Origin of the sequence: Dyella thiooxydans (genome assembly GCF_001641285.1) — a bacterium.
In the GTDB taxonomy this organism is placed as follows: Bacteria; Pseudomonadota; Gammaproteobacteria; order Xanthomonadales; family Rhodanobacteraceae; genus Dyella_A; species Dyella_A thiooxydans.
Map to the genome: position 1 here is coordinate 81533 of NZ_CP014841.1, position 26866 is coordinate 108398.

General features: G+C 68.4%; 28 protein-coding genes and 1 tRNA gene. 15 read left to right on the forward strand and 14 right to left on the reverse strand.

Translation table 11 applies throughout. The annotated features are described in order from the left end of the window. The first annotated feature begins 104 nt into the window (after positions 1 to 104). Genes pgm through ATSB10_RS00350 form a run of 3 tightly spaced genes read left to right on the forward strand, consistent with a single transcriptional unit; the run spans position 105 to position 3047 of the window. Positions 105 to 1754 carry a phosphoglucomutase (alpha-D-glucose-1,6-bisphosphate-dependent) gene (pgm, locus tag ATSB10_RS00340; protein WP_063669907.1) on the forward strand — a complete coding sequence of 550 codons (1650 nt, stop codon included), beginning with the start codon at positions 105 to 107 and terminating at the stop codon, positions 1752 to 1754. A 31-nt stretch (positions 1755 to 1785) separates the two neighbouring features. Further along, entirely contained in the window at positions 1786 to 2325 is a 540-nt protein-coding gene (locus tag ATSB10_RS00345; RefSeq protein ID WP_063669908.1) for a cytochrome b, read from the forward strand. Between the two features lie 26 nt (positions 2326 to 2351). Continuing rightward, positions 2352 to 3047, forward strand: coding sequence for a VIT1/CCC1 transporter family protein (locus tag ATSB10_RS00350; RefSeq protein ID WP_063669909.1), 696 nt, complete (start codon positions 2352 to 2354; stop codon positions 3045 to 3047). Between the two features lies 1 nt (position 3048). Here ATSB10_RS00350 and ATSB10_RS00355 read toward each other — a convergent pair whose 3' ends face one another. The 3 genes from ATSB10_RS00355 to ATSB10_RS00365 form a co-directional block, all read right to left on the reverse strand. After that, positions 3049 to 3780 (reverse strand): ROK family protein, encoded by a 732-nt coding sequence (locus ATSB10_RS00355; RefSeq protein ID WP_063669910.1) that lies wholly within the window; start codon positions 3778 to 3780, stop codon positions 3049 to 3051. After that, positions 3777 to 4682, reverse strand: coding sequence for a phosphogluconate dehydrogenase (NAD(+)-dependent, decarboxylating) (gene gnd / locus ATSB10_RS00360; protein ID WP_063669911.1), 906 nt, complete (start codon positions 4680 to 4682; stop codon positions 3777 to 3779). Before gnd ends, ATSB10_RS00355 begins: the two co-directional genes overlap by 4 nt. 78 nt (positions 4683 to 4760) lie before the next feature. Beyond that, positions 4761 to 8243: a trifunctional glycoside hydrolase family 18/polysaccharide deacetylase/glycosyltransferase family 2 protein gene (locus ATSB10_RS00365; RefSeq protein ID WP_063669912.1), complete on the reverse strand. Its 3483-nt coding sequence runs from the start codon at positions 8241 to 8243 to the stop codon at positions 4761 to 4763. Between the two features lie 340 nt (positions 8244 to 8583). Between ATSB10_RS00365 and ATSB10_RS00370 the strand changes: the two genes are divergently transcribed. Continuing rightward, positions 8584 to 10137, forward strand: a complete 1554-nt coding sequence (locus ATSB10_RS00370) for an MASE1 domain-containing protein (protein ID WP_063669913.1) — start codon at positions 8584 to 8586, stop codon at positions 10135 to 10137. A 75-nt stretch (positions 10138 to 10212) separates the two neighbouring features. Here ATSB10_RS00370 and ATSB10_RS00375 read toward each other — a convergent pair whose 3' ends face one another. From ATSB10_RS00375 to ftsY, 6 genes are all read right to left on the reverse strand, one after another. Next, positions 10213 to 10653: a hypothetical protein gene (locus ATSB10_RS00375; RefSeq protein WP_083966014.1), complete on the reverse strand. Its 441-nt coding sequence runs from the start codon at positions 10651 to 10653 to the stop codon at positions 10213 to 10215. A 212-nt stretch (positions 10654 to 10865) separates the two neighbouring features. Next, a tRNA-Phe gene (locus tag ATSB10_RS00380) sits at positions 10866 to 10941 on the reverse strand. A gap of 86 nt (positions 10942 to 11027) precedes the next feature. Next, positions 11028 to 11306, reverse strand: coding sequence for an oxidative damage protection protein (locus ATSB10_RS00385; protein ID WP_063669914.1), 279 nt, complete (start codon positions 11304 to 11306; stop codon positions 11028 to 11030). After that, positions 11303 to 12379: an A/G-specific adenine glycosylase gene (mutY, locus tag ATSB10_RS00390; RefSeq protein WP_063669915.1), complete on the reverse strand. Its 1077-nt coding sequence runs from the start codon at positions 12377 to 12379 to the stop codon at positions 11303 to 11305. The genes ATSB10_RS00385 and mutY overlap by 4 nt, the downstream gene beginning before the upstream one ends. Next, positions 12376 to 13434 (reverse strand): AsmA family protein, encoded by a 1059-nt coding sequence (locus ATSB10_RS00395; RefSeq protein WP_063669916.1) that lies wholly within the window; start codon positions 13432 to 13434, stop codon positions 12376 to 12378. Before ATSB10_RS00395 ends, mutY begins: the two co-directional genes overlap by 4 nt. Before the next feature lie 24 nt (positions 13435 to 13458). Next, complete coding sequence (gene ftsY, locus ATSB10_RS00400) at positions 13459 to 14556, reverse strand: signal recognition particle-docking protein FtsY (protein WP_083966015.1); 1098 nt, start codon at positions 14554 to 14556, stop codon at positions 13459 to 13461. A gap of 74 nt (positions 14557 to 14630) precedes the next feature. On the opposite strand from ftsY, the gene rsmD reads away from it, so the two are divergent. From rsmD to ATSB10_RS00430, 6 genes are read left to right on the forward strand one after another with little or no spacing between them, the layout of a single operon-like run. Next, a complete protein-coding gene (gene rsmD / locus ATSB10_RS00405; protein WP_063669917.1) occupies positions 14631 to 15203 on the forward strand; it encodes a 16S rRNA (guanine(966)-N(2))-methyltransferase RsmD in 573 nt (190 codons plus the stop codon). Positions 15204 to 15232: 29 nt separating this feature from the next. Then, the gene (gene coaD / locus ATSB10_RS00410; protein WP_017462007.1) at positions 15233 to 15772 is read left to right on the forward strand and encodes a pantetheine-phosphate adenylyltransferase; all 540 of its coding nucleotides are present in this window, start codon (positions 15233 to 15235) and stop codon (positions 15770 to 15772) included. Next, positions 15765 to 16265, forward strand: a complete 501-nt coding sequence (locus ATSB10_RS00415; RefSeq protein ID WP_063674259.1) for a hypothetical protein — start codon at positions 15765 to 15767, stop codon at positions 16263 to 16265. Before coaD ends, ATSB10_RS00415 begins: the two co-directional genes overlap by 8 nt. A gap of 60 nt (positions 16266 to 16325) precedes the next feature. After that, a complete protein-coding gene (locus ATSB10_RS00420) occupies positions 16326 to 16586 on the forward strand; it encodes a YfhL family 4Fe-4S dicluster ferredoxin (protein ID WP_063669918.1) in 261 nt (86 codons plus the stop codon). Between the two features lie 30 nt (positions 16587 to 16616). Next, complete coding sequence (locus ATSB10_RS00425; RefSeq protein WP_063669919.1) at positions 16617 to 17480, forward strand: MBL fold metallo-hydrolase; 864 nt, start codon at positions 16617 to 16619, stop codon at positions 17478 to 17480. Beyond that, positions 17480 to 18541: a TMEM43 family protein gene (locus ATSB10_RS00430; RefSeq protein ID WP_063669920.1), complete on the forward strand. Its 1062-nt coding sequence runs from the start codon at positions 17480 to 17482 to the stop codon at positions 18539 to 18541. The genes ATSB10_RS00425 and ATSB10_RS00430 overlap by 1 nt, the downstream gene beginning before the upstream one ends. Before the next feature lie 61 nt (positions 18542 to 18602). Here ATSB10_RS00430 and ATSB10_RS00435 read toward each other — a convergent pair whose 3' ends face one another. From ATSB10_RS00435 to ATSB10_RS00455, 5 genes are all read right to left on the reverse strand, one after another. Continuing rightward, a complete protein-coding gene (locus tag ATSB10_RS00435) occupies positions 18603 to 19871 on the reverse strand; it encodes an EAL and HDOD domain-containing protein (protein WP_063669921.1) in 1269 nt (422 codons plus the stop codon). A gap of 57 nt (positions 19872 to 19928) precedes the next feature. Beyond that, complete coding sequence (locus tag ATSB10_RS00440) at positions 19929 to 20375, reverse strand: flagella synthesis protein FlgN (RefSeq protein WP_063669922.1); 447 nt, start codon at positions 20373 to 20375, stop codon at positions 19929 to 19931. Further along, positions 20372 to 20716, reverse strand: coding sequence for a flagellar biosynthesis anti-sigma factor FlgM (flgM, locus tag ATSB10_RS00445; RefSeq protein ID WP_063669923.1), 345 nt, complete (start codon positions 20714 to 20716; stop codon positions 20372 to 20374). The genes ATSB10_RS00440 and flgM overlap by 4 nt, the downstream gene beginning before the upstream one ends. A gap of 94 nt (positions 20717 to 20810) precedes the next feature. Beyond that, complete coding sequence (gene flgA / locus ATSB10_RS00450; protein ID WP_063669924.1) at positions 20811 to 21500, reverse strand: flagellar basal body P-ring formation chaperone FlgA; 690 nt, start codon at positions 21498 to 21500, stop codon at positions 20811 to 20813. Further along, a complete protein-coding gene (locus tag ATSB10_RS00455) occupies positions 21497 to 22804 on the reverse strand; it encodes a methyl-accepting chemotaxis protein (protein WP_063669925.1) in 1308 nt (435 codons plus the stop codon). The genes flgA and ATSB10_RS00455 overlap by 4 nt, the downstream gene beginning before the upstream one ends. 176 nt (positions 22805 to 22980) lie before the next feature. Between ATSB10_RS00455 and ATSB10_RS00460 the strand changes: the two genes are divergently transcribed. The 5 genes from ATSB10_RS00460 (at position 22981) to flgE (ending at position 26857) form a co-directional block, all read left to right on the forward strand. Beyond that, on the forward strand, positions 22981 to 23898 hold the full coding sequence (locus ATSB10_RS00460; RefSeq protein ID WP_063669926.1) for a chemotaxis protein: 918 nt from the start codon (positions 22981 to 22983) through the stop codon (positions 23896 to 23898). A 172-nt stretch (positions 23899 to 24070) separates the two neighbouring features. Next, positions 24071 to 24466 (forward strand): flagellar basal body rod protein FlgB, encoded by a 396-nt coding sequence (gene flgB / locus ATSB10_RS00465; protein WP_017461996.1) that lies wholly within the window; start codon positions 24071 to 24073, stop codon positions 24464 to 24466. 5 nt (positions 24467 to 24471) lie between these two features. Continuing rightward, positions 24472 to 24903 carry a flagellar basal body rod protein FlgC gene (gene flgC / locus ATSB10_RS00470; RefSeq protein WP_063669927.1) on the forward strand — a complete coding sequence of 144 codons (432 nt, stop codon included), beginning with the start codon at positions 24472 to 24474 and terminating at the stop codon, positions 24901 to 24903. A gap of 19 nt (positions 24904 to 24922) precedes the next feature. Next, positions 24923 to 25600, forward strand: a complete 678-nt coding sequence (locus tag ATSB10_RS00475) for a flagellar hook assembly protein FlgD (RefSeq protein ID WP_063669928.1) — start codon at positions 24923 to 24925, stop codon at positions 25598 to 25600. Positions 25601 to 25639: 39 nt separating this feature from the next. Continuing rightward, positions 25640 to 26857: a flagellar hook protein FlgE gene (gene flgE, locus ATSB10_RS00480; protein WP_063669929.1), complete on the forward strand. Its 1218-nt coding sequence runs from the start codon at positions 25640 to 25642 to the stop codon at positions 26855 to 26857. Positions 26858 to 26866 lie beyond the last annotated feature (9 nt).

Consider the following 26866-nt stretch of genomic DNA (forward strand, 5'->3'; position numbering starts at 1 on the left):
TAGGAGCCGCCTTGGCGGCGATGCCTTTCCTCGCACGAGCCAGGAGCATCGCCGCCAAGGCGGCTCCTACACAGGCCGTGTTCCATGAACTTCTTCGAGAAACCATGAGCCCGACCCTCAGCCCGCTCGCCGGCAAACCGGCCCCCGCCTCGATCCTGATCGACGTGCCGCAGCTGCTCGCCGCCTATGCCGACCTCGCGCCCGATCCGGCCGACCCGGCGCAGCGCGTCGCTTTCGGCACCTCCGGCCACCGCGGCAGCTCGCTGCAGCGCAGCTTCAATGCTGCACACGTGCTGGCGATCAGCCAGGCGATCTGCGATTACCGCGCCATGAAAGGCATCGATGGACCGCTGTTCGTCGCGATGGACACGCACGCGCTGTCGGCGCCGGCGTTCGAGCACGCGCTGGAAGTGTTCGTGGCCAATGAGGTCACCGCCATGGTCTCGGTCGGCACGCCCTACACGCCGACGCCCGTGCTGTCGCACGCGATCCTTGTCTACAACCGGGGGCGCACGGAGCACCTGGCGGACGGCATCGTGCTGTCGCCCTCGCACAACCCGCCGGCCGACGGTGGCTACAAGTACAACCCGCCCAATGGCGGCCCCGCCGACACCGACGTCACCCGCTGGATCCAGGATCGCGCCAATGCATTGCTGTCCGACGGACTGAAGGAGGTCCGCCGCGTGCCCTATGCGCAGGCGCGCCGCTCGCCTCGGGTGGTCACGCACGATTACGTGGCCAGCTATGTCAGCGACCTGCCGAACATCGTCGACTTCGACCTGATCCGCGCCGGGGGGCTCAGGCTAGGCGTCGATCCGCTGGGCGGCTCGGGCGTGCATTACTGGGGAGCGATCGCCGAGCGCTACCGGCTGGACCTGACCGTGGTCAACCCGGTGGTCGATCCCCGCTTCGCCTTCATGTGCGTGGACTGGGACGGCAAGATCCGCATGGATCCCTCGTCGAAGTACGCGATGGCCGGCCTCATCGCGATGAAGGACCGCTTCGACGTGGCCTTTGCCTGCGATACCGACCACGACCGGCACGGCATCGTGGCGAAGAGCGGCGGCCTGATGCTGGCCAACCACTACCTGGCGACCCTGGTCGATTACCTGTTCCGGCACCGGCCGCACTGGCGCGCCGACGCGGCGGTGGGCAAGACGGTGGTCAGCACGTCGCTGATCGACCGCGTGGCCGCACGACTGGACCGCCGGCTGTACGAGGTGCCGGTGGGCTTCAAGTGGTTTGCCCACGGCCTGTTCGACGGCTCGCTCGGCTTCGGCGGCGAGGAGAGTGCGGGCGCTTCGCTGCTGCGCATGGATGGCGGCGTGTGGAGCACCGACAAGGACGGCCTGGTGCCGTCGTTGCTGGCGGCGGAGATGACCGCATGCGAAGGGCGCGATCCCGGCGAGTTGTACGAGCGGATCGTCGCCGATCTCGGCAGGCCGTATTCCGATCGCGTCGATGCGCCGGCCACCGCCGATCAGAAGGCGCGGCTGGGCAGGCTGTCACCGGCGCAGGTGTCGGGCACCGAACTGGCAGGCGATCCGATCACGGCGGTGCTGGACAAGGCGCCGGGCAACGGCGCACCGATCGGCGGCATCAAGGTGATGACGGCGCAGGGCTGGTTCGCCGCGCGCCCCTCCGGCACCGAGGCGATCTACAAGATCTACGCCGAAAGCTTCCGTGACGAGAACCATTTGCACAGTCTCATCGCCGAGGCGAATAAGATGGTCGATGCGGCGCTCGCCGCCTGACCCAAGACCTACTCCAAGGAGTCCTCCCCCGATGTCCCCGACGACGCCCAGCCGGTATGCGCCGGCCCTGCGCTGGCTGCACTGGACCATCTTCGCTTTCGTGCTGGTCGCCTACCTGGCGATCAATCTGCATGAGGTCTTCCCGCGCGGCAGCGCCCTGCGCAGCAACGTGCTGGCTGGGCACTTCCTGGCGGGCATCGCGGTGCTGTTGCTGGTGCTGCCGCGGCTCGCGGTGCGGCTCGCCCATGTCGATCCGCCGATCCTGCCGCCGCCGGATCGCTGGACCCGTCTGCTGAGCAAGGTCACCCACCTGGCGCTCTACCTGTTCCTGATCGCCCAGCCGATCATGGGCATCGCCACGCTGCAGATCGGCGGCCATCCGATCACCTTCTTCGGGGTGACCGTGCTTCCGGCGCTGTTCGGGCCCGGCAACCGCGAGCTGGCCCACCAGTGGGAGGAAATCCACGGCACGGTCGGCACCATCTTCTACTACGTGATCGGGCTGCACATCCTCGGCGCGCTGTGGCATCACTTCGGCCGCAAGGACAACACCCTGCGGCGCATGCTCTGACCGATCGCGACCACAGGGGATATCGCATGCACCACCGACACCGCGAGCGCCATGTCACCGAGCGCATGGGCTGGCTGCGCGCCGCCGTACTGGGAGCCAACGATGGCATCGTCTCCACCGCCAGCCTGGTGATGGGCGTGGCGGCGGCGCATGCCAGCCAATCCGCGATCCTGGTCGCCGGCACGGCCGGCCTGGTGGCCGGGGCCATGTCGATGGCCGCGGGCGAGTACGTCTCGGTGCATTCGCAGTCCGACAGCGAGAAGGCGGACCTGGAGCGCGAGCGGCAGGAGCTGGAAACCGACGTGGAGGGCGAGCACAAGGAGCTGGCGGCGATCTACGTCGGCCGCGGGCTCGATCCGCAACTGGCCCGCCAGGTGGCCGAGCAGCTGATGGCGCACGATGCGCTGGACGCACACATGCGCGACGAACTCGGCATCACCGAGGCGCTGAAGGCGCGACCGCTGCAGGCGGCCGTTGCCTCGGCGGTCAGCTTCGCCGCGGGTGCCGTGCTGCCGCTGCTGGTCGTGGCGCTGGCATCGCCAAAGGGGCTGCTGCCCTGGGTGTTCGGCACATCCCTGGTGTTTCTGGCGCTGCTGGGGGCCGTTGCCGCCCGCACCGGCGGCGCCAGTGTGCGGACCGGCGCCACGCGCATCACCTTCTGGGGCGCGCTGGCGATGGCGATCACCACCGGCGTGGGCATGCTGTTCGGCGTGGCAGGCTGATTCAGCCGCGGCGTTCGTCCCAAAGCCGGATCCCGCCGGTCAGTCCAGCCTCGTTGGAGACGATCAGCACGTCCGGCGGCAGGTCGATGTCGAGCTTCTTCGCGTTGCCGCCACCGAGGTAGAGCCGGTCGAACTGCAGCAGGGTGCGGAAGGCCTCGATGGTTTTTTCGACGCGGTGGTTCCATTTCTTGCCGCCGACCTTGTGCCGGGCGGCCTTGCCGACGTAGCGGTTCATCGTCCGCTTGCCGAACGCGGGAAATTGCGCGAACTCCAGGTGCGGCATCAGCTCGCCGTCGCGGAACAGCGCCGAGCCCAGGCCGGTACCCAGGGTGAGCACCAGCTCGAGCCCCTGGCCGGCGATCACCCCATAGCCCTGGACTTCGGCATCGTTGAGCAGGCGCGCGGGCTTGTCGCCCAGACGCTGGCCCAGGCGCTCGGCCAGTGGAAAGCGCTTCCATGCCTCGTTGCCGAAGTGCGGGGCGGTGAGCACGCGGTTGTCGCGCACCACGCCGGGAAAGCCGATCGAGATGCGATCGAAGGACGGCAGCGGGAGCACCAGCGCGACCAGCGCGTCGACCAGTTCGTCGGGCGATGGCGCATCAGGCGTGTCGACGCGGACACGGCTGGAGAGCATCGCTCCGTCCGGACCGAGCACGCTGGCCTTGAGGCCGCTGCCACCGACGTCGATGGCCAGCGTGGCGGGACCGCGGCGGCGGGATCGTGCCGCGCTCATTCGGACTTCACCGCGTGGCCGCCGAACTGGTTACGCATCGCCGCCAGCAGCTTGTCGGAAAAAGAATCGGTATCGCGCGAGCGCAGCCGCTCGATCAGGGCGAGCGAGATCACCGGCGCGGCGACGTTGAGGTCGATCGCCTCGGCCACGGTCCAGCGGCCCTCGCCCGAGTCGGCGACGTAGGGCGCGATGCCGTCCATCGACGGGTTCTTCTTCAACGCGTCGGCGGTGAGGTCGAGTAGCCACGAGCGCACCACCGAGCCTTCGCGCCAGATCTCGGCGACCTGGTGCAGATCCAGGTCGAAGTCCTGCTTGTGCCGAAGCACCGAGAAGCCCTCCGCATAGGCCTGCATCAGTCCGTACTCGATGCCGTTGTGGACCATCTTGGTGAAGTGACCCGAGCCCACCTCGCCGACGCGGCCCCAACCCTTGTCCGGCGCGGGAGCCAGCGTTTCGAAGATCGGTCGCAGACGCTCGACCGCCTCCTCGTCGCCACCCACCATCATGCTGTAGCCCTCGACCAGGCCCCAGACGCCGCCGCTGGTGCCGCAGTCCACGTAGTGGATGCCGGCCTCCTGCAGCTCGGCTGCGCGCTGCAGGGTGTCCTTGTAGTGGGCGTTGCCGCCATCGACGAGGACGTCGCCGCGGCCGAGCAGGGACTTCAGGGCGGTGACGGTCTTTCCGGTGATCTCTCCGGCGGGGACCATCATCCAGACGGCACGCGGCGACGGCAGCTGCCCGATCAGCGCATCGAGCGAGGCGACCGCTTCGCCGCCCCGGCCCGTCCAGGCTTCGCGCGCCTTCGGCGAGGGGTCGAATCCGACCACGTGGTGCCCGGCGCGCCGGAGCCGTTCGGCCATGTTGCCGCCCATCCGGCCCAGCCCGATGATGCCGATGTCCATGCCTGTCTCCTTCGATGCCCGTGGACGATCCGCCGAGTTTGGCCCGGACGACCTGCAAGGCACGTGATGGAGCCGCGTTCAGTCTGTGGTTTCGTGCTCCTTTTCCGAAGCCGGCGCATGGGCCTCGCCCGATCCGTCGGCATCGTCTCCACCTGCCTGCACCGTAGCCTTGCGCTCCTGTCGCCCCCAGCCGACGGACGGGCCGCGCAGCGCGGTGGAGACCGACCGCACCACCACGTAGTACATCAGCTGGCGATAGCCGAAGCGCTGCAGCGACAGCCACCACAGCAGGCTCCAGCGTTCGCGCTTCTCCATCGCGAAGGCGAGCACGCCGGCACCCAGGTCCACCGCCATGAACAGACCGTAGAACATGGCCATGGTGACGAGGTTGCTGTAGTTGAACTGGCCGCGATGCTGCAGGTAGTCGAGGAAGGTGGCGATGATCTGCCACACCAGCAGCAGGTCGACCAGCGGCGACACCACCGAGAACACGATCTGGAACAGCCACACCTGCGGCAGCGCGACCATGCCCAGCGCGCCGTAGCGCGGGCGGAAGGTGGCGTCGCGGTGCTTCCACAGGCACTGCAGGGTGCCGAACGCCCAGCGGAAACGCTGGCGGGCCAGTCCGCGCGCGGTGTCGGGGGCCTCGGTCCAGGCCACCGCCTCGGCGTCGAACAGGGTCCGGTAGCCGGCCTTCTGGATCGCGATGGTGAGGTCCTGGTCCTCGGCCAGCGTGTCGCCGGGGAAGCCTCCGAGCTGCTCCAGCGCCTCGCGCCGCCAGGCGCCGACCGCGCCGGGCACCACGGTGATCGCGCCCAGCGCGGCGAGCGCACGACGCTCCAGGTTCTGCGCGGTGACGTATTCGAGTGCCTGCCAGGTGGTGATCAGGTTGATCCGGTTGCCGACCTTGGCGTTGCCGGCGACCGCGCCGATCGCGGGATCGGCGAACCAGCGCACCAGCCGGGCGATGGTATGCGGCTCGAACTGGGTGTCGGCATCCAGCGCCACGACCACGCTGCCATGCGAAGCGCGCAGGGCGGTGTTCACCGCGTTCGCCTTGCCGCCGTTGGGAATGCTGATGAGCTGCACGCGCGGCTCGTCGGCGAAATGCTGGCGCACGACCTGGGCGGTGGCGTCGGTGGAGCCATCGTCGACCACGATCACTTCCAACGCGTCGTAGCGGCTCTTGAGGATGCGTGCGATCGAGCTGGCGATCACCTTTTCCTCGTTGAAAGCCGGGATCAGCACGGACACCAGCGGGGCAGGTGCGGGCAGCTCGGGTACTGCACGGCGCTTGTCGCGCCACCAGTTCAGCACGCCCAGCCCGCCGAGCAGGATCAACCGCGCCAGGCCGAGCCAGATCGCCGCCTTGAACAGGAAGGTGAGCAGATGGCCGAAACCACCCAGGGTAAGGAATACCGAGCGGTCCGCCCACTGCGACAGCGAGTCGATGGTCAGCGGCGGCATGCCTTCGTCGCGGGTCAGGCCGGCCAGCTCGGAGACGGTGACGAACTGGTAGCCCTCGGCGCGCAGTGCGTCGATGATCCGCGGCAGCGCCTCGACGGTGTTTTCGCGGTCGCCGCCACCGTCATGCAGCAGCACCACGCGGCTTTGCCGATCCGGCGACTGGTGGTTCACCTGGTCGATCACCCGCTGCACGATCACGTCGGCCGGGGGGCGTTTCCAGTCGTCCGGGTCGATGTGCAGGCCCACCGCGATGTAGCCCATCTTCTGCGCCTGGGCGATCGGGTCCAGCTCGTCCGACGTGGTCGGCTCGGCATCGCCGAAGTAGGGCGCGCGGAACAGCCGCATGGAGCGGCCGGTCAACGCCTCGAACAGCCGCTGGGTGGCGTTGAGCTCCAGCGCGGTGATGCCCGGGGACGTCTCGCCCAGGTTCGGGTGGGTGAAGGTGTGGTTGCCGACGTCGTGGCCTTCGGCCACTTCGCGCTGGATCAGCCGCGGCGAGGCCTCGGCGTTCTCGCCGATGATGAAGAACGTGGCCGGGACGTGCTTTTCCTTCAGGATGTCCAGGATCTTCGGCGTCCAGTCCGGATCGGGACCGTCGTCGAAGGTCAGCGCGATCTTCTTCGGCTGCGTGCCGACGCGCTGGATCACGTAGGACTTGGGCAGGGCGGTGTACTGCTCGCCGTCGATCTCGCCGCTTTCCTTGTCGACGGTGAAGGTGCGTGCACCCGCTTCGGGCTTGGAGGCGATCTGCAGGATTTCGCCCTGACCCTCGATGTCGATGTCCTGGCCGGCGTCGATCTCGCGCAGCGAGTCGGGCACGGGCGAGTCGTACGGCCGTCCCAGCAGCGGCCAGATCGACGGATCCTCCGAGCCCAGCCGCCACACCGCGTACCCGTAGGGCTGGTAGCCATCGGCGGCGTGGATCTGGTTGTACGCGGTCGCCGCATCCAGGAACCACAGCTGGTGGACCGTGCCGTTGTCCTCGCTGTAGGAGAAGTGCGGATTCTGGGTGTCGTCGTCGAAGCTGATGTCGGCCTGGGCATCGGCGGCGCGGTCCATGGCGTCCTGGAAGGTCACCGCCTCGGCGGTCTTGCCCTTGGCCCAGTCATAACCGTAGCTGCCGATGGCGATGATGGTCTGGTCCGGGTCCAGCTCCTTCATGCGCTTGTCGAGCGTGCTCTCGAACCAGTCCTGCGCGGCGATGCTGCCCGGATCCTGGCCGGCCCAGTGCTGGTCGTAGGCCATCAGCAGTTCGAAGTCGACGATCTTGGCCAGCCCGGCGTAATCCCAGGCTTCGTCGTCGAAAGGTACCGACAGCACGATGCCCCAGCCGTGCGGGGCGAAGGCGTCAGCCAGTTCGCCGAGGAACTGCTTGAGGTCCGGCTGGGCGCTGTCGGGCAGGTTCTCGAAATCGACCGTGACGCCCTGGAACCTGTTGGTATCGAGGAAGGCCACGATCTGCGCGATGCGCTGGTGGCGCAGGGTGGGGTTGGCCAGCATCTTCGCCAAGCCGGTGCCGTCCCACTCGCCGTTCACCGCGTTCTGCAGCAGCGGCAGGATCGGCGTGGAAGGTTTGACGCGGCGAATGAGATCCAGCGCCTTGGCATCGATGTGCGTGTCGAGCGCCATGTCCGGGCCGCTCACGCTCATCCAGCCGGGGATCACCCAGTCCAGCGTGGGCAGGGCGCGCTTGAGGGCTGGGTAGCTGCTGTCGTCCCAGTTCACGTAGAAGCCGATCGCCAGGGCGCGACCATCGGGCTTGTCCAGCGAAGGCGGCGGGGCAACATGAGGGGGGCCGTGCAGGCGCCCGGGGCGGGCGTGATGGTGCGCGGCCTTCTGCTTGGCCCGGACCTCCGCGGCGAGCTTCGCCGCCGGTCGGGCCAGTTCGGGCGCCGCCATCTTGACCCCGGCGAGCGCATGAAGCCCCTTGCCGTGCTGTCCCAGGCGGATGCCGGTCATGCTCGGGGCGATGAACAGGCTGAGTACGAATGCGACGGCGAACAGGGTACTTATGACCGCCAGCGTCAGTCCCATGCGGGACAGCCGGCTGGCCCGGCGTCCGGTGGGATCGAAAAACACGGGTTTCTTGTGCATGGGGGTGGTCAAGGCTCGGCGCGGCACTAATTGTGACGGCGTTCGGTGTATCTTTGCAGGACGTTGCTCAAGCTGGGGCATGGGCCGGCCGATAGCTGTTCAGGGGCCATGTATGCGCAGTGAAAGACCGGGCCGCGATGCTTCCGCAGGAAATTTCCGTCTGCTTGGCGCGATGGCAAGCGGTTTGCATGGCAGAAAGGGAGCAGGACGCGATGTCTGCGCAGGCAGGTCGGCCGGGCCGCACGCATTTCGCCCGGCTGATCGGGTGACCGGGATACACGGGATGTAGCCAGTACGGAATTCGGGGGAAGCAATGCTGCAGTCCACTTACGGAAGGTTGATGGCAAGGCAGCTGCTGGCAGCTGGGCTGTACGCCGCCGGTTTGCTTGCACTCCGGCAGATTTCATTTTCCCACTGGGAGGTTTTCGCAGGCTTTCGCCTGTGCGTCCTGCTGCTGGTGGGTTACCGCTACTGGCCGGCCCTGCTGACCGGCGAGGCGGTTTATCTCGCGCTGAATGCCATCCAGTCCGTGGACCGGTTCGGGCTCGCCTGGGCCGTGCTCTACAGCTTGCCCCCGGCCGGTGCCGCGATGCCGGTCGTGGCGTTCTGCAAGGAGCGCTTGGGGCTGTTCGATACCGCCGGTCGAATCAAGATGCCGGTGTTGATTCTCTGCACGTTCGTGTGCTCCGTGTTGTGGGCGTCGATGAACATTCTCTCGTTCTCGGTGATGAAGCTTCCGACCGACTATGTCTGGGCGGGTATGTTCGTCTACGCCGCGCGCCTGTTCGTCGGCAGCTTCACGGGGGCGTTGGCGGTCGTGCCTCTGGTCTTCTGCATCCGCGAAATGCATGCGGACGGTGAGTTCGAACCGAGTCGCCTGGTGCGCAATCGGCTCTTCGTGGAGGCGGCCAGCATCATGCTTCCGGCGCTCGTGCTGCTGGCTTGGGTAGGCGCACATGCACACCAGGACGGCATCAAGCAGACGGCGCGGATATTCATGTTCCTGCCCGTGGTGATGCTGGCGCTCCGCCACGGCTGGAGGGGGGCTTCGGTTGGTGGAGCGGCAGCCAGTATCGCCATCGTCGCCACCATGCCCGCGCTGTATGACGCGGGAACGCTCGAGGCGCAGGTATTCATGGCATTCGCCATCACCACGCTGCTGCTTTTGGGCGAGCGGATTGCGGTGTTGTCCGAGCAGGAAGCACGCAAGCAGCAGGAAGCGCGCATGAACCTGGCGCTGGCGCAGCGGAACCTGTGGCTGGGCGAGATGCAGCTGCGGCAGACCTCGCACGCGCTGGAGGGCCTGCAGGAGACTTTCCGCACAAGCTATTCCGAACTGCTCGATCGGGTCCGCCATGCGCTTCCGGCACCTGACGAGCGCGAGTACCGGCTCCGCGCAGCCGAGACCCAGCAGCAGATCTACCGGCTGGCCGACAGCCTGTATCCGTTGCTGTGGCAGGAAGGTGGCCTGGCAGCCGCACTTCGGCAGGGCACGATCGCCCGCGTGCTCGACGACCTGGGTGTCCGGTACTGGTGCTCGTTCCGCAATGACCGGAACGTTGAGGTCGAGCGCGAGGTGCAGGTGGTGCTTTACCGCTCGATCTGCGACCTCGTCGTGCACCTGTGTCAGTCCCGTCAGGTCACCGGCATCAGCATGCAATTGCGCGTCGGCGGCAGGCCGGGCGCTGGCTGGGTGCTGGTGCGCATGCGTGGTACCTGCAATCCGGCGTCGTCGCTCTGTGCGGATCGTCTGCAGGAGCTTTCGATGGGGCTCTCCGCCAGTGGCCTGGGGCCTGAGGCGGTCAGGGACCGCATCTCGCTCTTTGGTGGCGTACTGCGTGAGCGGCTTGCCCGAGATTCGGTGCGCCTGAGCCTGTCACTCGCCACGTCCTGAGAATCGATGCCGCCGACCGGATCGCGGGATCCGGCCGGCAGCATCGAATGACAGGTCAGCGAGACCGGGCCGACATCAGTTCACGTGCGTGTTGCACTCGAACGGGTCGCCGGTGCACGTGGACACGGTTAGTTGCGTGGCGCCCGTGCTGAGCGGCGTGGCGCTGATCGTCACCTGGCTGTCGCTGTACACCGTCTGGCTCGAGGTGGTGCCGCTGGTGGCGGTCGCGGTCGAGACGTTCTGCGAGTCCTTGCCGATCGGCAACACCAGCACCTGGCCACCGGCGGTGGCGATCGCACCGTGGACGCCGCCGTTGAGGTCGTTCACCTGGACGTAGCGGATACCGTCCTTTTCGAACACGTACACATGCCAGTGCGGATTCGCGCTGACGTCGGTGGCATTGGGCCACGACTGGCCGAGCCCCGAGGACGGCGTATCCGTGGCCATGGCGCTGGTCGCGAGTCCCGCGACCAGCAGGGCGGACGAGAAAAGCGCAACTGCTGATTTCCTGATCATCGATGTGTGTCCCCTTGGGTATGAGTGTGGAGCGTCCGTGAGTGCGACAACGGGCGACAGGCCGCCCCGATGGTTTGGCCTGTTGTCCGAGTGAAGCAGAGCGAGAGTGCGATTCCGTGAACTGCTTCGCAACTGCACAAAGACAGGTTCACGCGACCCTCGCGCGAGGGGCCCACGAAAAAGCCCGCCGTGAGGCGGGCTTCGAAAATGCGTGGTGGCCGGGGACGGAATCGAACCGCCGACACGGGGATTTTCAATCCCCTGCTCTACCAACTGAGCTACCCGGCCACGGGCCTTGCGTTCCAGATCGAGGCTGTCGGGCGATGGCCGGTGCCTCGTGGAGCCGCGCATTAAACTGGAAGCGTGCGGTGGCGTCAAGACTCCGCATCGGGCGGGACATAGCCGGCCGGCTGCTCGGTACCGCCCTCGAACAGGTACTTTTCCATCTCGCGCGCGAGGAAGCTGCGTGTGGATGGATCGAGTGGATTGAGCCGGTTCTCGTTGATCAGCATGGTCTGGTGAGCGAGCCACTGCTGCCACGCGGGCTTGGAGATTTCCAGGTAGATGCGCTGACCGAGCGCGCCCGGCCATGGGGCGAAGTCGAGTCCTTCGGCATCGATGTCGAGTTTGCTGCAATGAATGGTGCGGCTCATGGGGAATCCTCCGGAAAGCTCTCGGACAGCGTGTCGAGCAGGGTTCGTATCGGGGCGGGCAGGCCCAGTTGCATGCCCTGGGATGGCGCGATCCAGCGCACTTCGGCCTGGTCGGCGATCCCGGTGAGAGGAGTCACGCGGTCGAACAGCCAGGGTTCTGCGGCGAGCTTGTAATGGCTGAAGACATGAATGAAGGAGGGCAGGGCGCATGCGTCGCCGAGCCGGGCGCGTTGTCCGGCGACGTGCCATGCCTCCTCGGGCGATGCTGCTTCCGGCAGGCTCCACAGGCCCGACCACACGCCCTGGGGACCCCGCCGCTCGAGCAGGATGCGGCCCTCGGTGTCGCGCAGTACCAGCATCACCGTCTGTCGGGTCGGCGTGCGTTTGCCCGGCTTCGGGGTGGGCAGTTGCGTGGTGAGGCCGTCGCGGCGGGCGACGCAGTCCTCGCGCACCGGACAGTCGTCGCAGCGGGGCTGGTTGCGGGTGCATACGGTGGCGCCCAGATCCATGATCGCCTGGGTGTAGTCGGCGGTTCGCTGTGCCGGGGTATGCCTTTCGGCGTGCTCCCACAGCTGCTTCTCGACGGTCGATTTCCCCGGGTCGCCGTGCACGCCGTGGTAGCGGGCGAGCACACGCTTGACGTTGCCGTCGAGGATCGGGAAGCGCAGCCCGTGGGACTGAGCGAGGATCGCGCCCGCGGTCGAGCGGCCGATGCCGGGGAGCGCGAGCAGTGCATCGATGGCGCGTGGCAGGGTGCCGCCGTGCTCGGTCGCGCATCGCTGCGCCGCGGCGTGCAGGAAGCGGGCGCGCCGGTAGTAGCCCAGCCCGGACCACAGCGCCAGCACCGTGTCCTCGTCGGCTTCGGCGAGGTCGCGCAGGGTGGGCAGGGTCTCCACGAAGCGATTGAAATAGGGGATGACGGTGGCGACCTGGGTCTGCTGCAGCATGACTTCGGACAGCCACACGCGGTAGGCGTCGCGCCTCCCGTCCGGGCCGGGCCGCTGCCAGGGCAGGTCCTTGCGGCCGTGCTGGTCGAACCAGCGCAGCAGGCGTTCGGCGAACCGGTCGCTCATGGCGCCGAGCTGCTGGCTGGGGCCGGGGCGCTGCCGGCCGCGGCAGGAATCCCTTCGCCGAGATCCAGGCTCAGTCCCTCGGCGCTGACGCCGCCGAAGGCGGCGTGATCGACGTCGAGGTGACCGCTGCCCGGAGGCATGACCAGCTGTCCTCCCTCCGCATCGCTCAGTTGCGACCACCAGTTGGCCAACTGCAGCGGTGGCAGGCGGACATCGGCGTTGCGACCGGGGCCGGCCAGATGAAGTGTCAGCAGTAGCGGATCGCGCAGGTTGGCTGGCGTGAGCCGCAGCGACAGGTCGTAGCGCCCCGCATCGGCCAGGTCGACGCTGCCGGCCAGGTCCGCGGAGGCGTCTGCCGCGCCGTGCCAGTGGGCGCTGCCGCGCAGGTCCAGCGTCGTGTCGGCGCCGTGCGAGAGATGCAGGTCGATGTTCTCGAAACTCATCCCCTCGCCGCTGGCGCGCGGTGTCGCCAGTAGTCGCAGCTGGACCGGGTCGCCGCTCGCGTCGCGGGCGGTGAGGTCGAGCGAGAACGGCTTGTCGGGGTGGAGCTGGCCGGTCTCCAGCGCCAGGTTGTCGAGCAGGATGTCGTTGCCGCGGACCACGCTCGCGCGGCTGATCAGGATGCCGGTGTCGATGCGTGGAATCTGCGGTACACGATTGCCCTCGCTGGAGGGCAGGTGCCCCAGCCAGCTCTGCAGCGCATCGAGATCCACCCTCGGCGCGTCGATCTCCAGCCGGGCAATCGTGGTCGGTCCGCCGAACAGGGTGTGCCATGGCAGCGCCAATCGACCCCGCGCAGCCAGCAGGATCGGCATCGATGCGCCGGATTCGTTCAGCGTGATGCCCTGCAGTTCCAGCGCCGGGTGCGGGAACAACGCCGGCCTGGCCGGACTGGCCAGGCTGAGGTCGAGCCCCGCGGCGCGCGCTTGCGCCTGCAGTGTCGCGGTGAAGCGGTCCGGCTGCAGCAGCCAGTAGACCCCGATGACCGCGGCCAGCAGCAGCACGCCCACCGCGCCGGCGGCAACGAGCAGTGCGAGCCGCCAGCGGCGGCTCACCGTCCTGCGCTCCCCGGGAAAACCTCAGCCATGACCGATGCTGGAAGGCAGCAGGCCGTCGACAAAGGCCTCGGCATCGAACACGCGCAGGTCGGCAGCCGTTTCGCCCAGACCGACGTAGCGGATCGGCAATCCGAATTCGCGGGCCAGCGCGAACACCACGCCGCCCTTGGCCGTGCCGTCCAGCTTGGTCACCACCAGCCCGGTGACGCCGACGATCTGGCGGAACTGGCGCACCTGGTTCACCGCGTTCTGGCCGGTGGTGCCGTCGATCACCATCAGCACTTCGTGCGGGGCATCGGCATCGAGCTTCTTCATCACGCGGGCGATCTTGCCCAGCTCGTCCATCAGGCCGCCCTGGGTGTGCAGGCGGCCGGCGGTGTCGGCGATCAGCACGTCGGCACCGCGCGAGCGGGCGGCCTGCAGCGCGTCGAAGATCACGCTGGCGGCATCGGCGTCCTGGCCCTGGGCAATCACCGGGACCCCGTTGCGTTCGCCCCAGGTCCTGAGCTGGTTCACCGCTGCGGCGCGGAAGGTATCGCCGGCGGCGAGGATCACGCCACGGCCCTCGTCGCGATAGCGCCGGGCCAGCTTGCCGATGGTCGTGGTCTTGCCCACGCCGTTGATGCCGACGGTGAGGATCACGAACGGCTTGCGGCCGGCCACCTCCAGCGGTTGCTGCACGGGTACCAGCAGGTCGATCAGTGCCTTGCGCAGGGCCTGCAGCAGGACGCCGGCATCGGCGAATTCCCGGGCATTCATGCGCTTGCGCAGGGACTCGACCAGCTGGGTGCTGGCCTCCACGCCCACGTCGGCAGTGATCAACGCGGTTTCCAACTCGTCGAGCAGGTCATCGTCCAGCCGCGGATTGCGGACGAACAGGGCCCCCAGGCTGCGCGCGAAACCCGAGCCGGCCAGTCGCTCGCGCCAGCCGCGTCGGGCGGGAAGCGCTTCCGCCGCCGGTTCCGTGGTGGGGGCGGGGGCTGCAGGGGCTTCGGGGAGCGGCGTGGCGGTCGAGAGGGGCGCGCTGTCGCCACCCTCCGCCGCCGCGTTTTCCGGCACGGCGGCCTGGTCCTGTTCCGGCACGTCGTCGGCAGGCTTCTTCTTCCAGAACTTGAGCATGTCAGGGGGGAATCAAAGACAATGGGCGGCATGCTATCACCCCGATCCCGACTTCCCGCTGAGGCCGCGACCCGATGAGGCGGGGATCCGGTCGCATCCGCATCATCGGCGGCAGCCTGCGCAATTCCCGCCTGGAGGTGCCTGAACTGCCGGGTCTGCGGCCCACGCCGGAGCGGGTGCGCGAGACCCTGTTCAATTGGCTGGCGCCCGTGGTGGCCGGCGCCCGCGGGCTGGATCTGTGCGCAGGCACCGGCGCGCTGGGCATCGAGGCGCTGTCCCGCGGAGCGGCCAGCGTGCAATTCGTCGAGGCACATCCGGGAGCGGCGCAGGCCTTGCGCGACAACCTGGCCCGGTTGAAGGCGGTCGGCGGCCAGGTGGCGACGATGGAAGCGCAGCGCTTCCTGACCGGTTCTCCCACGCCGTTCGATCTCGTATGGCTCGACCCGCCGTTCGATGCCGACCTGTGGGCCGGGCTGGCCGCGCGGCTGGAGCAGGGATGGCTCAGTCCCTCGGCCTGGCTGTACGTGGAGTCGCCGCGGGGGCGGGTGCCGGAGCTTCCTCCGGCCTGGGCTCTGCACCGCGAGGCGGAGGCGGGCGAGGTGCGCCACGCACTCTATCGCCGCGCGGAAACGCTTCCGTTAAGCTAAACGCCCTTCATTCGGGCTCCCGAGATTCCGTGATCAAGCCGCCGGTCAATACGCGCCTTGCCGTCTATCCGGGCACCTTCGACCCGATCACCAACGGTCATGCCGACCTGGTGGCGCGTGCCGCGCCGCTGTTCGACCGGATCGTGGTGGCGGTGGCGGAAAGCCCGAACAAGGGCAAGGGGCCTGGTTTTTCCCTGCAGGAGCGGATCGCCCTGGCCCGGCTGGCGCTGGCCGACCTGCCGAGCGTGGAGGTGCGCGGTTTCGACTGCCTGCTGGCCCAGTTCGTCGATCAGATCGGTGCGGGCGTGATCATTCGCGGCCTGCGCGCGGTGTCCGACTTCGAGTACGAATTCCAGCTGGCCAGCATGAACCGGCACCTGATTCCCCAGGTCGAGACGCTGTTCCTGACGCCGGCCGAACAGTACAGCTTCATTTCCTCCTCGCTGGTGCGCGAGATCGGTCGCCTCGGCGGCGACATCTCCGGTTTCGTGCATCCGGCGGTGCAACAGGCCATGCGCCAGCGCTGGCACAAAAAGCAACCTGAAAAAGAAGGTGATCACCATGCGTAAGTTCGTCCTTGCCGTCACGCTCGCCCTGGCGGGCACCGTCATGCTCTCGGCCTGCCACAAGCAGGACGACGCGCAGAAGGCCGCCCAGCAGGTCCAGAAGGTCGCCAAGCCGACCGATCCGAACGACACCAAGGCCTGGAACGCCTATCTCGGCCAGATCGTCACGGCCAACATGCAGGGCATGACTGCCGACCGCCCGTATGCCTACCTGGTGCCGGCTGGCGACGATGCCGACTCCCAGGCCAAGTACGGCCGCCAGTTGGATGCGGTGCAGGACGTGGTCGCCCGTGGCGTGCTGCCGGGCAACATGCTGGTGTTTGCCGGCCCGAGCTCGACCAAGACCGCCGACTTCATCACCGCGGCGTTCAAGGACGCCAAGCCGGGCTCGTTCAAGGATGTGATCGTGCTGTTCATCGGCGACGAGGCCGACAAGCAGCGTGTGACGGACGTGCTGACCCCGACCGCCGCCAACATCCGCTTCGTCGCGATGTGATGGTCGGCATCCGCCCGCTCCCGGCATCCGGCCGGGGGCGGGCGGATGCGTGCAGTTGCCATGTCCCTGAAAATCCTCGATACCTGCGTCAACTGCGACGTCTGCGAGCCGGCTTGCCCGAACCAGGCGATTTCGCTGGGCGAGGAGTTCTACGTGATCGATCCGGCCCGGTGCACCGAGTGCCACGGGCATTTCGACGAGCCGCAGTGCGTCGCGGTGTGTCCGGTCGAATGCATCATCGTCGACCCGGACCACGTGGAAACCGAAGCGCAGCTCGACCTGAAGTACCGACAGCTGACCGGGGCCGCCGACGGCCATTGAGTCGGCATCCCTCAACGGCAGGGCCGACCCATGGAATTCTTCTCCCTCACCGGCAACTCGCAGCGACTCGACGGCGGCGCCATGTTCGGCAATGCGCCGCGCGCGCTGTGGTCGCGCTGGATCGAGCCGGACGCCGAGAACCGCATCCCGCTGGCCTGCCGCTGCCTGCTGGTGAGGGGGCTGGACGGCCGCAACGTGTTGTTCGAGACCGGTATCGGCGCATTCTTCGAGCCGTCGCTGCGCGAGCGCTACGGCGTGGTCGAGGAGCGCCATGTGCTGCTCGACTCGCTTGCTGCGCTGGGCCTCTCGCACGAGGACATCGACGTGGTGGTGCTCTCGCACCTGCACTTCGATCATGCCGGCGGGCTGCTGGCGCCGTGGGCACAGGGCGAGCCGCCCCGACTGCTGTTTCCGAGGGCGCGTTTCCTGGTGGGGGCGGACCACTGGCGTCGCTCCACCCACCCGCATCCGCGCGACCGCGCCTCGTTCATCCCCGAACTGAACGGCCTGCTGGAGGCCAGCGGCCGACTGGAGCTGGTCGAAGGCCCTTGCTCGGCGACGCTGGGCGAGTCGGTACGCTTCCACTTTTCCGAAGGCCACACGCCCGGCCTGATGATGGCCGAGGTGGGCGGCGTGGTGTTCTGCGCCGACCTGATCCCCGGCCGCCACTGGGTGCATCTGCCGATCACCATGGGCTACGACCGCTGGCCGGAAAAGCTCATCGACGAGAAGCGGGGATTCCTGGAGGACAAGCTGGCCCGTGGCGTGCAGTTGTTCTTCACCCATGATCACGACTGTGCGCTGGCCGAGGTCGTACGCGACGAGCGCGGCCGCTTCGGCACCCGCAACGAACGCGGCGCGATCGCCGGCGCCCTGGCCGGGGTGGCGGCCTGATGGCAGGGGTGCATCCATCACGGCGACAGGTCTCCGGCGGCGCCCTGCTCAAGGTGCTCGGCGCGGTACTGCTGCTCGGTGCGCTGGGCATGCTCGCATCCACCGAGAACGCATTGCTCGCCTACCGCCAGGCCGAACAGCGCCATGGCGGCGAGGTGATCGACATGGCGCACCAGGGCGGGCCGCGCCCCGGCCTGTACGGGTACATGGTCCGGGTCGCCGGCCCGATCGACGTGGTGGCCCCACCGCGCGACGACGATTTCAACCAGAGCGCGTCCACGCCGGTGCTGGTGCGTCACGTGGAGATGTTCCAGTGGCGCGAGGTGGTGGTGGCGGGCGAGGCCCACTACGAACTGGACTGGGTCGACCGGCCGGTGGATTCGAGCCACTTCACGCAGCCGGGGGGGCATGTCAATCCCCGGCGCTTCCCGATCGCCGGGCGCCAGTTCGATTCCGGCCAGGTCGACGTGGGGGGATTCAAGCTGTCGTCGGCACTCCTGCATGCACTGCCTGGCAGCGTCCAGATGTCGCCCGATCCGAAGGTGCTGCCGCCGAACCTTGCGGCGAGCTTCTCCCTCCAAGACGGTTACCTGACGACCAGCGAGCATCCCTCCACGCCGCGGCTGGGCGACCTCAGGGTGAGCTGGACCATGGTTCCGCTGCAGGCCGTGACGGTGGTGGCACGGCTCAAGGGCGACACCCTGATGCCGGCCGAGGACGCGCCCGACGGCAAGGGCTACGAAGTGCAGGTCGGCGACCGTTCGCTGGTGGATATTTTCCCGGATCTGCCGGTGCCACCCGATGGCGCCATGCTTCGCCGCGTCGTGGCGGGGCTGCTGGCGGCTCTGGGCGTGCTGATGCTTCTGTGGGAGCGTCGCCAGCACCCCAGCGACCTGCTGCTTCCCGTGGGGCTGGGTGCGCTCGTGCTTGGCGCGGTAGGCGGCGTGATGTGGCTGGGCGGCGGCGGCCGCGCCAGCATGCACTGGTTCGAGATCGCCCTGCTCGGTCTGCTGCTGTCCGCGTGGCCGTTATGGCGGCGGCGCAGTCACGACGAGGGCTGAGCGGGGACGCATCCCGGCGGCGGCCTGTCGCGGCCCGGTCGGGCCGCGATGCAGGGGCGATTCAGTTCGCCCGCCCCTCGGCGTGCGAGAACACCTGGTCGGCGAACTGGGTGGCTTCCAGGTAGATCGCGGCCATGCGCTGGATGCGCTGCGGCTGGGCGTTCTGGCCGGTGAGTTCGCCGGCTTCCCAGGCGAAGATCTGTTCCAGCAGCGGGCCGAACGGGCCACGACCGCCGACCAGGGCGTCCGCGATCTCCGGCACCAGCGGCAGGTGGCTGAGCACGAACTCCATCGGTGCGCACATCAGCGTGTCGAGCAGCGAGAACAGGCCGGTGGTGAACGCCATCTCCTGCTTGTCGCGCGGCATGCCGGTGCCCGCAGCCAGCTTTTCGCACATGTGGGCGCGGATCAACGCCGCGCGCAGCAGTTCCGGCGGGCGATCGTCCAGGCCGCTGAGCGACATGGTGTAGATCCAGTTGCGCATGCGGGTGACGCCGAAGAAGATCGCCGCCTGCTGCACCGACTTCAGCTGCCGGGGTAGCGCGAAGTACGCCGAGTTCACGCAGCTCAGCAGCTTGTAGCTGAGGATCGCGTCGTCACGGATGATGTCGCCCAGTTCGACCGGGCCGGGATTGGACTCCTGCAGTTCGCGCATCAGGCGCAGCATGCTCAGCCGGTTGGCGGTGAGCACCGGCACCTCGACGGTCTCCGGGATCAGCAGGTAACGCCCCTGGATCGCCTGCAGCGGCAGTTCCAGGCAGCGCTGGTAGGTGGTGTGGTCGTCGACCTGGCCGGCGACGACCCAGATGCCGCGGTCGTGCAGCTTCTGGCTGGTCTCGCGCAGGTTCTCCGGGCTCATCTTGCCGGCATCCAGGCGCACGAACTGCACGATCTGCAGCAGCGCCTCCAGAGCGGCCGAACCGGCCATTTCCGCATCGGTGATGTCGAGCATCAGCAGGCAGCCGCGCTGCGCCATCTGCTGCAGGCGCTCCATCAGGTCGACGTCCTGGGCCGCCGACGGCTCCAGCAGCACGCCGAAGCGGGGCTGGTGCAGCAGCACGTCGGTCTGCTCCAGCAGCAGGTCGCGGGACAGGCGCAGGAAGGTGCGGTTGCCGCGTACCAGCCGGGTGAGTGCGCCGTCGAGGATGGTCGACAGCACGCGCTGCATCAGCGCGGACTCCTCGATGCCCTCGCGGTGGAACAGGATCTCGTAGGCGAACAGCTGGCGCTTGGCGTCGAGCATCGGCAGCCGCACGACCGGCAGCGGCTGCTCGCTGTTGAGGGCTGCCGGGGCGGCAGGAGCGGAGACGGTGGCGACGGCTTCTTTCATGGGGAGGGGCTTCGCGCGTGCTTGCGGGGCCGGGGGAGCCCCGCGGAATTCGTGGGTTCAGGCTTCGGCCAGCGGCTGCGAGCGCGAGCGCAGCTGTACGCCGCCCGTTCGCCCGTAGACACCACCGTCCGGGTCCTGCCCGGTCAGGATCGACAGCGCGCGGCGGATGCTGCCGAGCCGCTGCCCGACCAACTGGCCGTTTCTCTGGTTCATGTCGCGGCAGTCCGCCAGTGCCGGCAGCAGCGACTGCCAGCGCGACTCGAGCGCCAGGGCAGTGCGTGGTTCGGCCAGGTTGAGCTGCAGCCGTTCGGCGTCGAGCTGCTCAAGCGCCTGCATCAGCGCCTGCTTGCGGCTGCCGGCCGCGTCCAGCGCCGCCACATCGGCGGCGAGCAGGGCGGTGCGTTCGTCGTCCAGCACGCCGGCCAGTTCGGCCAGCGTCTTCTGCATGTCGTCCAGCACGGTGCTCAGCGCGCCGTCCAGGCCGACTTGCAGGTGGGCGCTCATGCGCCGCCGGCCGCCGGCTTGGTGCCGGCCATCTGGTGTTCCATCGAGAGCATGCCGTCGGCGATGCGCTCGGGGTTCACCTGGTAGGTGCCGGAGGCCAGCGACTGGCGGATGCGCTCCACCTTGGCCGTGTCGATCGGCGAGGCGTCGCCGGAGCGGGCGGCTTCGGCCAGCGCGCGGGCCGAGTCGGTCAGGTTGACCTTGTCCGCGCCGCCTGCGGTGCTGGCGGAGGCATCGGCCGGACCCGCCGGAGCGCTGCTGCCGGCCTGGGCACCGCTGCCCTGGCTGACGTTCGCCTGCGGGAGCTTGGGCAATCCGTTGTTTGAAATCGTCGTGTTCATGGGTGTTTTCTCTGCTCGTATGAGCCCCTGTGTCCCCGGAATCGGCCGGTTGCGCAAGAACTTTAGGCCTGGCCAGTCAAAATATTTTCTTGCCCTAAGGTAGCGCCAATACTTCGCCGGGTCCGCGGACCATGGCGTCGATCACGCGCCCGGAGCTCTCGTTGCGAACCCGCAACCGGGCACCGTTGTCGCCGCTGCCCAGCGCGACACCGCCGGCCCGGACCTCGATCCCCCCCAGATCGGCGACCACGGCGACGTGGTCGCCCGCTCGCACCATGTCACGCCCGCCGAGTGCCGAGGGCGTCAGCACGCTGCCCGGGGGCAGCGGGCGGGCCAGGCTGCGGCCGGCGATCTGGTCGAGCCGGTCGAAATAGCCGTAGCCGAGACGGGTGATGTCGCGCGACTCGCTGCGCACGTCGCCTGGCTGAATGCCGTCGCCGCGTTGCAGCGGGTGGTTGGTGACCAGCACGTCGCGGAAGATCTGCAGGCTCACCGGGATGCGCACCGACCAGCCCGCGCCGGCGGTGCAGCGCACCTCCACGCTCATTCGCGGTCGTGGCGGCAGGTTCGGCGGCAGGCTGGCGACCATCATGCCGCGGCAGTCGGCCAGGGCCAGTCGCGGATCGACCGGGGCGGCCTGCGCCGTCACCCGACTGCCGGGGGCGGAGTACTGCTGCACCAGCCACTGCTGCGCGAACGCGCTGACCGGATCGCTGCCGGCCACGGCGGGCAGGGCGACCAGGGCCAGCAGGGCGCTCAGCAGCAGCCGGATGCGTTGGCTCATGCTTCGTCCGCGAGCAGTTGGGCCAGCTGGCTGACCAGTGCCTCGCGCTCGGCCTCGAGCGGGGCGGTCAGTTCGCCGGCCTCGGACTTGCGACCCTCGCACAGCAGGTCGACGAAGGCGGTGCCGCGCTCGCCCAGCCTCTGGCAGGTGTCGAGCATGCTCGCGGCGACCGGCTTCTCCCCCTGCAGGGCGAGCAGGCGCCCCAGTGCGCGCTGCAGCGCGTGGGTATCGAACCAGCGGCGGTCCAGCGCGGCCGGTTCGGCCAGCGCCAGCTCCATCGCCTGGCGCATCCCCTGGACCGACTCGCGCACGGTCAGGCTGAGTGCCGCCAGGTCCTTGCCGCTGCTGCCTTCCAGCCATTCCAGGCCCAGCCGCTGCGAGAGCAGGGCGGAGCGGGCGAGTACTTCGGACTGGCGGCGCGCTTCGGTGCTGCGTCGCTGCAGCGCGCCGAGGGTGGCCTGGGCGCTGGTGGCCCGCACGTGCTGGGCATCGTGGTTCTGGCGCAGGCCGGCGACCCGGTCGCGCGCCAGCTGCAGCGACTCGGTGCCGCGCTGCAGCGAATTGTCGGCCTGGCCCACGCCCTGCTGGGCCCGTTCCAGCCGCTGCATGCCCTGGCGGACGTCGCCATCGAGCTGCAGCGAGAACTCGCCGATCGAGCCGGTCACCGCCTCGATCTCGGTGGTGGTCTGGGCGGTCTTCTCGGCCAGCTGCTTGACCTCGTCGGCGACCACCGCGAAGCCGCGACCGGCCTCGCCGGCGCGCGCCGCTTCGATGGCCGCGTTGAGCGCGACCAGATTGGTCTGGTGGGCAATCTCCTGCACCGCGCCGGTCAGCTTGCGGATCTGTTCCACCTGCTCGGCCAGCTTGTTCTGGTTGCGGTTCATCGCCGCCATGGCGCTGCGCAGCAGGCGCAGCTGGCCGTCCAGCTCGCTGATGTTGCCGGCGCTGGCGTGACCGGCCTGGTCGGCGCTGTCGAGGCTGGCGGCGACCTGCTGCAGGGCCGTCGAGATCCCGGCGCTGCCGTCCGTCAAACGACCGACGCTGTCGCGGCACTCACGGGCGGAGTCCTCCATCGCAGCCTGTTCGCGGGCCAGTTGCTGGGAGGCACCGAGCAAAAGGCTCTGCTGCTCGATGGTCTGCAGCGCGACACCGGCCGGCGGGCGCGGTGCGGCCAGCTTCAGCAGGGGCGCCAGCACCTCGGCCAGGGCCGGATGCCGGGCGCCGAGCCGGGCGAGTTGTGCCTCGTCCGACCGGGTGGCGGCTTGGACGAAGGCGGCCAGGTGCTGGCTGCGGATGAAGCTCATGGACGGGCATTTCCTTTAAATAAGGGCAAGCGCCGGATCGGCCGCTGGCGACGGAACTTGAACAAGCAAGGCACATGCCATCGTCACCGCCGCCTTCCGCTCAAGCCCCGGCGGCCGTGGCCGATAGGGATGCGTCCACCGCGCGCGCGGTGCCCACGGACCCGAGGAAACGCCGCATGAGTGGTGCGCTGCTTGAGAGCGTCGAACGTCACACCCGCCTGGCGGGCCACAACCGGGTGGCGATGCTGCTGTTCCGCCTCGGCGAGCCGCAGCTGTTCGGCATCAACGTATTCAAGGTGCGCGAGGTGCTGCGTCGTCCGCCGCTGGAGCGCATGCCCGGCGCCCATCCGCTGATCGCTGGCACCTGCGACTACCGTGGCCAGACCATCCCGGTGATCGACATGGCCGCGGCACTGGGCTATGCGCCGCTGAAGGACGAACCCTCGGCCCACCTGCTGGTGACCGAGTTCAGCCGCAGCATGCAGGGCTTCCTGGTGGCCGACCTGCTGCACATGGTCCATTGCGCCGGCGAGACGCTGGTCACGCCCGAGCCCGCGCTCGGGTTCGGCACCAAGGTCAACGCGATCACCCGGGTCGACGGGGCGCTGGTGGCGGTGGTCGACGTGGAGCACGTGCTGGCCAGCATCCATGGCGTGCCGGGCGAGCTGTCGCCGCACATGCTGCGCGCCGTGGACGGCCACGCGATGAGTCCCCGCCGGGTGCTCGTGGTGGACGATTCGATCGTGGCGCGGCGCCAGGTCGAGGGTGTGTTCAAGCAGATGAACATCGAATGCGTGCTGGCCGAGGATGGCGTACGCGCGCTGGCCAAGCTGCACGAGCTGATCGACGCTGACCCGTCCGAGCGCATCAACCTTGTCGTGTCGGACATCGAGATGCCGCAGATGGACGGCTACGCGCTGACCCGGGCGATCCGCGAGGAGCCGGCGCTGCGCCAGCTCAAGGTGGTGCTGCACAGCTCGATCAGCGGCATCTTCAATGAGGCGATGGTGCGGGAGGTGCATGCCGACCGCTTCATCGCCAAGTTCCAGCCGGACCAGCTCGCCCAGGCGGTACTGGACCTGTTGCCGGGCTGACCCGGGTCGGCGGGCCGTCGCCGGCCCGCCGGTACGGCGACGGAAAACCGACTTCCACCCTCCGGGCGGCCTCCCGTGACCGCCGCAAACCCGCGTACTGACGCGGTTTTCCTCTCGTGGCACGCGAATTGCCTCCAGCCCCGTGCGGCCCCACGCCGCGCGGAGGCAAGTCATGAGCGCACCCCTGGACAACCTGTTCGGCATCCACACCCAGGCACTGGGTCTGTGGCAGCGCCGTAGCGAGGTGCTGGCCAGCAACCTGGCCAATGCCGACACGCCCGGCTACAAGGCGCGCGACATCGACTTCCGCGCCGCGCTCGAGCAGGCCAGCGGCCAGTCCGGCGGACAGTTGCCGCTGAGCACGCCCTCGACCGGGCAGATCGACCCGGTGGCGCAGCAGGCGGACAAGCTGCTGTGGCGCAACCCGACCCAGCCGAGCATGGACGGCAACACCGTCGACGAGCAGACCGAGCAGGCCAACTTCGCCGCCAACGGCGTGCACTACCAGGCCAGCCTGGCCTTCATCACCGCGCAGATCCGCATGCTGCGCACCGCCATCACGGGGTAATCGCCATGTCGATGTTCAAGATCTTCGATACCGCAGGTTCCGGCATGGCCGCGCAGACGCTGCGGCTGAACACCGTAGCCAGCAACCTGGCCAACGCCGACAGCGTGTCCAGCACCGCGCAAGGCGCCTATCGCGCCCGCGAACCGCTGTTCGCCGCGGTCAAGCAGCAGGTCGACGGCCAGTTCGGCGTCGCCGCCGATGCCGCCGCCACCGGCGTCAAGGTCGATGGCATCACCGAGAGCCAGGCGGCGATTCCCAGCCGCTACGAGCCCGGCAACCCGATGGCCGACGCCAGCGGCTACGTCTACGGCAGCAACGTCAACCCCGTGGACGAGCTGGTCAACATGATTTCCGCCTCGCGTTCCTACCAGAACAACGTCGAAGTGATGAACACCACCAAGCAGTTGATGGTGAAGACCCTGGATCTGGGCAAGTAAGCCCTCTCGGAGCACACGCATGACCATCAACACCGCCAACACCCTCGGCTCGGCCAACACGGCGGCCAGTGCCGCCAGCCAGGTCGGCAGCGCGGCCAAGGCCGGCAGCATGAGCCAGGCCGACTTCCTCAAGCTGATGACCGCCCAGCTGCAGTCGCAGGATCCCACCCATCCGGTGGACAACACCCAGTTCGTCTCGCAGATGGCGCAGTTCAGCCAGCTGCAGTCCACCCAGGACATGGTCAGCTCGGTGCAGACGCTCAACTCCACGGTGAACGGCGCGCTGCAGACCTCGCAGGTGCTCGGCTCGTCGAACCTGGTCAACCGGGAAGTGATGGTGCCGACCTCCACGCTGCAGTACGCCGGCGGCAGCGTCACCGGCGCGGCCAACGTCACGGCACGCGGCACGATGGCCGTCAACGTCCTCGATGCCAGCGGCAACGTGGTGCGCACGATGGCCGTGGACGCGACCAGTTCCGGACTCACCCAGTTCAGCTGGGACGGCAAGGACAACGCCGGCAACCAACTGCCTTCGGGCAGCTACTCGATCGCGGCCGCCAACGGCGACACGTCGTTCGACACCTATGTCGCCGGCAAGGTGACCGCCGTGGGCTACGGCGGCAGCACGGTCGGCACGTACCTGCAGGTGGCTGGCGTCGGCGGCGTCGCGCTCAGCCAGGTGGCCCAGATTCTCTGACGCACGCGTGGCATCTCCCTTCTCTTCGAGGAACACCCCATGGCTCTGAACACCGCGCTCACCGGCATCAATGCCGCGCAGACCGACCTCAACGTCATCGCCAACAACATCGCCAACGCCAACACCGCCGGCTTCAAGGGCTCGCGCGCCGAATTCGCCGACGTGTACGCGGTGACCGGCCTGAACCTCAACTCCACCGCCACCGGCAGCGGCGTGCGCACGCAGGACGTGGCGCAGCAGTTCGGCCAGGGCGATATCGAGACCACCAACAACTCGCTGGACATGGCGATCAGCGGCAACGGCTTCTTCGTGGTCAACGACGGCAGCGGCCCGCTCTACACCCGCGCTGGTGCCTTCCAGAAGAGTGCCGACGACTATGTCGAGACCTCCGCCGGCGCCAAGCTGCAGGTGTATCCGCCCAACGGCATCGGTGGCTTCGATACCAGCACCCTGACCGACCTCAAGCTGGTGTCCTCGCAGAGCAATGCCACCGCGACCTCGCTGATCACGCTCAACTCGAACCTGCCGGCCAGCGCCACCGTGCCGACCAACGCGTTCAGCACCAGTGACGCCACCTCGTTCAACGCCGCCACGCCGGTGACCGTGTACGACTCGCAGGGGGGCTCGCACCAGGCCACCATCTACTACGTCAAGACCGGTACCAACGCCTGGGACGCGCACCTGTACGTGGACGGCAACAACGCCGGTACCCAGCCGATGACCTTCGACACCAGCGGCAACCTTGCCACGCCGACCAACGGCACCCTGGCGTTCGGTGCGGTCAATCTCGGCAACGGTTCGAACCCGCTGACGCTCTCGCTGAACATCACCAACAGCACCCAGTTCGGCACCGACTTCGCGGCCGGCTCGATCGAGCAGAACGGCTTCGAGGCGGGCACGCTGTCGAACATCGACATCGACTCCAAGGGCGTGGTCACCGCCTATTACTCGAACAACCAGAGCACCCAGCTCGGCCAGATCGCGATTGCCAACTTCTCCAACGTGCAGGGGCTGCGCCAGCTCGGCAGCACCAACTGGGCCGCCAGCGGCGACTCGGGCGTGCCGCAGATGGGTACCGCCGGCACGGGTACTTTCGGCAGCCTGCAGTCCGGTGCGCTGGAGACGTCCAACACCGCCGACACCACCGCCCAGCTGGTGAACATGATCAAGGCGCAGCGCAACTACCAGGCCAATGCGCAGGTGCTCAGCACCGACAGCACGCTGGCCAACACGCTGTTCAGTGCCGTCAGCCGCTGATAAGCCGCC

What these genes read in the sequence shown, in the direction of transcription:
- pgm (WP_063669907.1), top strand. Translation starts at nt 105, where the DNA reads ATGAGCCCGACCCTCAGCCCGCTCGCCGGCAAACCGGCCCCCGCCTCG.
- ATSB10_RS00345 (WP_063669908.1), top strand. Translation starts at nt 1,786, where the DNA reads ATGTCCCCGACGACGCCCAGCCGGTATGCGCCGGCCCTGCGCTGGCTG.
- ATSB10_RS00350 (WP_063669909.1), top strand. Translation starts at nt 2,352, where the DNA reads ATGCACCACCGACACCGCGAGCGCCATGTCACCGAGCGCATGGGCTGG.
- ATSB10_RS00355 (WP_063669910.1), bottom strand. Translation starts at nt 3,780, where the DNA reads ATGAGCGCGGCACGATCCCGCCGCCGCGGTCCCGCCACGCTGGCCATC.
- gnd (WP_063669911.1), bottom strand. Translation starts at nt 4,682, where the DNA reads ATGGACATCGGCATCATCGGGCTGGGCCGGATGGGCGGCAACATGGCC.
- ATSB10_RS00365 (WP_063669912.1), bottom strand. Translation starts at nt 8,243, where the DNA reads ATGCACAAGAAACCCGTGTTTTTCGATCCCACCGGACGCCGGGCCAGC.
- ATSB10_RS00370 (WP_063669913.1), top strand. Translation starts at nt 8,584, where the DNA reads ATGGCAAGGCAGCTGCTGGCAGCTGGGCTGTACGCCGCCGGTTTGCTT.
- ATSB10_RS00375 (WP_083966014.1), bottom strand. Translation starts at nt 10,653, where the DNA reads ATGATCAGGAAATCAGCAGTTGCGCTTTTCTCGTCCGCCCTGCTGGTC.
- ATSB10_RS00385 (WP_063669914.1), bottom strand. Translation starts at nt 11,306, where the DNA reads ATGAGCCGCACCATTCATTGCAGCAAACTCGACATCGATGCCGAAGGA.
- mutY (WP_063669915.1), bottom strand. Translation starts at nt 12,379, where the DNA reads ATGAGCGACCGGTTCGCCGAACGCCTGCTGCGCTGGTTCGACCAGCAC.
- ftsY (WP_083966015.1), bottom strand. Translation starts at nt 14,556, where the DNA reads ATGCTCAAGTTCTGGAAGAAGAAGCCTGCCGACGACGTGCCGGAACAG.
- rsmD (WP_063669917.1), top strand. Translation starts at nt 14,631, where the DNA reads ATGAGGCGGGGATCCGGTCGCATCCGCATCATCGGCGGCAGCCTGCGC.
- ATSB10_RS00415 (WP_063674259.1), top strand. Translation starts at nt 15,765, where the DNA reads ATGCGTAAGTTCGTCCTTGCCGTCACGCTCGCCCTGGCGGGCACCGTC.
- ATSB10_RS00420 (WP_063669918.1), top strand. Translation starts at nt 16,326, where the DNA reads ATGTCCCTGAAAATCCTCGATACCTGCGTCAACTGCGACGTCTGCGAG.
- ATSB10_RS00425 (WP_063669919.1), top strand. Translation starts at nt 16,617, where the DNA reads ATGGAATTCTTCTCCCTCACCGGCAACTCGCAGCGACTCGACGGCGGC.
- ATSB10_RS00430 (WP_063669920.1), top strand. Translation starts at nt 17,480, where the DNA reads ATGGCAGGGGTGCATCCATCACGGCGACAGGTCTCCGGCGGCGCCCTG.
- ATSB10_RS00435 (WP_063669921.1), bottom strand. Translation starts at nt 19,871, where the DNA reads ATGAAAGAAGCCGTCGCCACCGTCTCCGCTCCTGCCGCCCCGGCAGCC.
- ATSB10_RS00440 (WP_063669922.1), bottom strand. Translation starts at nt 20,375, where the DNA reads ATGAGCGCCCACCTGCAAGTCGGCCTGGACGGCGCGCTGAGCACCGTG.
- flgM (WP_063669923.1), bottom strand. Translation starts at nt 20,716, where the DNA reads ATGAACACGACGATTTCAAACAACGGATTGCCCAAGCTCCCGCAGGCG.
- flgA (WP_063669924.1), bottom strand. Translation starts at nt 21,500, where the DNA reads ATGAGCCAACGCATCCGGCTGCTGCTGAGCGCCCTGCTGGCCCTGGTC.
- ATSB10_RS00455 (WP_063669925.1), bottom strand. Translation starts at nt 22,804, where the DNA reads ATGAGCTTCATCCGCAGCCAGCACCTGGCCGCCTTCGTCCAAGCCGCC.
- ATSB10_RS00460 (WP_063669926.1), top strand. Translation starts at nt 22,981, where the DNA reads ATGAGTGGTGCGCTGCTTGAGAGCGTCGAACGTCACACCCGCCTGGCG.
- flgB (WP_017461996.1), top strand. Translation starts at nt 24,071, where the DNA reads ATGAGCGCACCCCTGGACAACCTGTTCGGCATCCACACCCAGGCACTG.
- flgC (WP_063669927.1), top strand. Translation starts at nt 24,472, where the DNA reads ATGTCGATGTTCAAGATCTTCGATACCGCAGGTTCCGGCATGGCCGCG.
- ATSB10_RS00475 (WP_063669928.1), top strand. Translation starts at nt 24,923, where the DNA reads ATGACCATCAACACCGCCAACACCCTCGGCTCGGCCAACACGGCGGCC.
- flgE (WP_063669929.1), top strand. Translation starts at nt 25,640, where the DNA reads ATGGCTCTGAACACCGCGCTCACCGGCATCAATGCCGCGCAGACCGAC.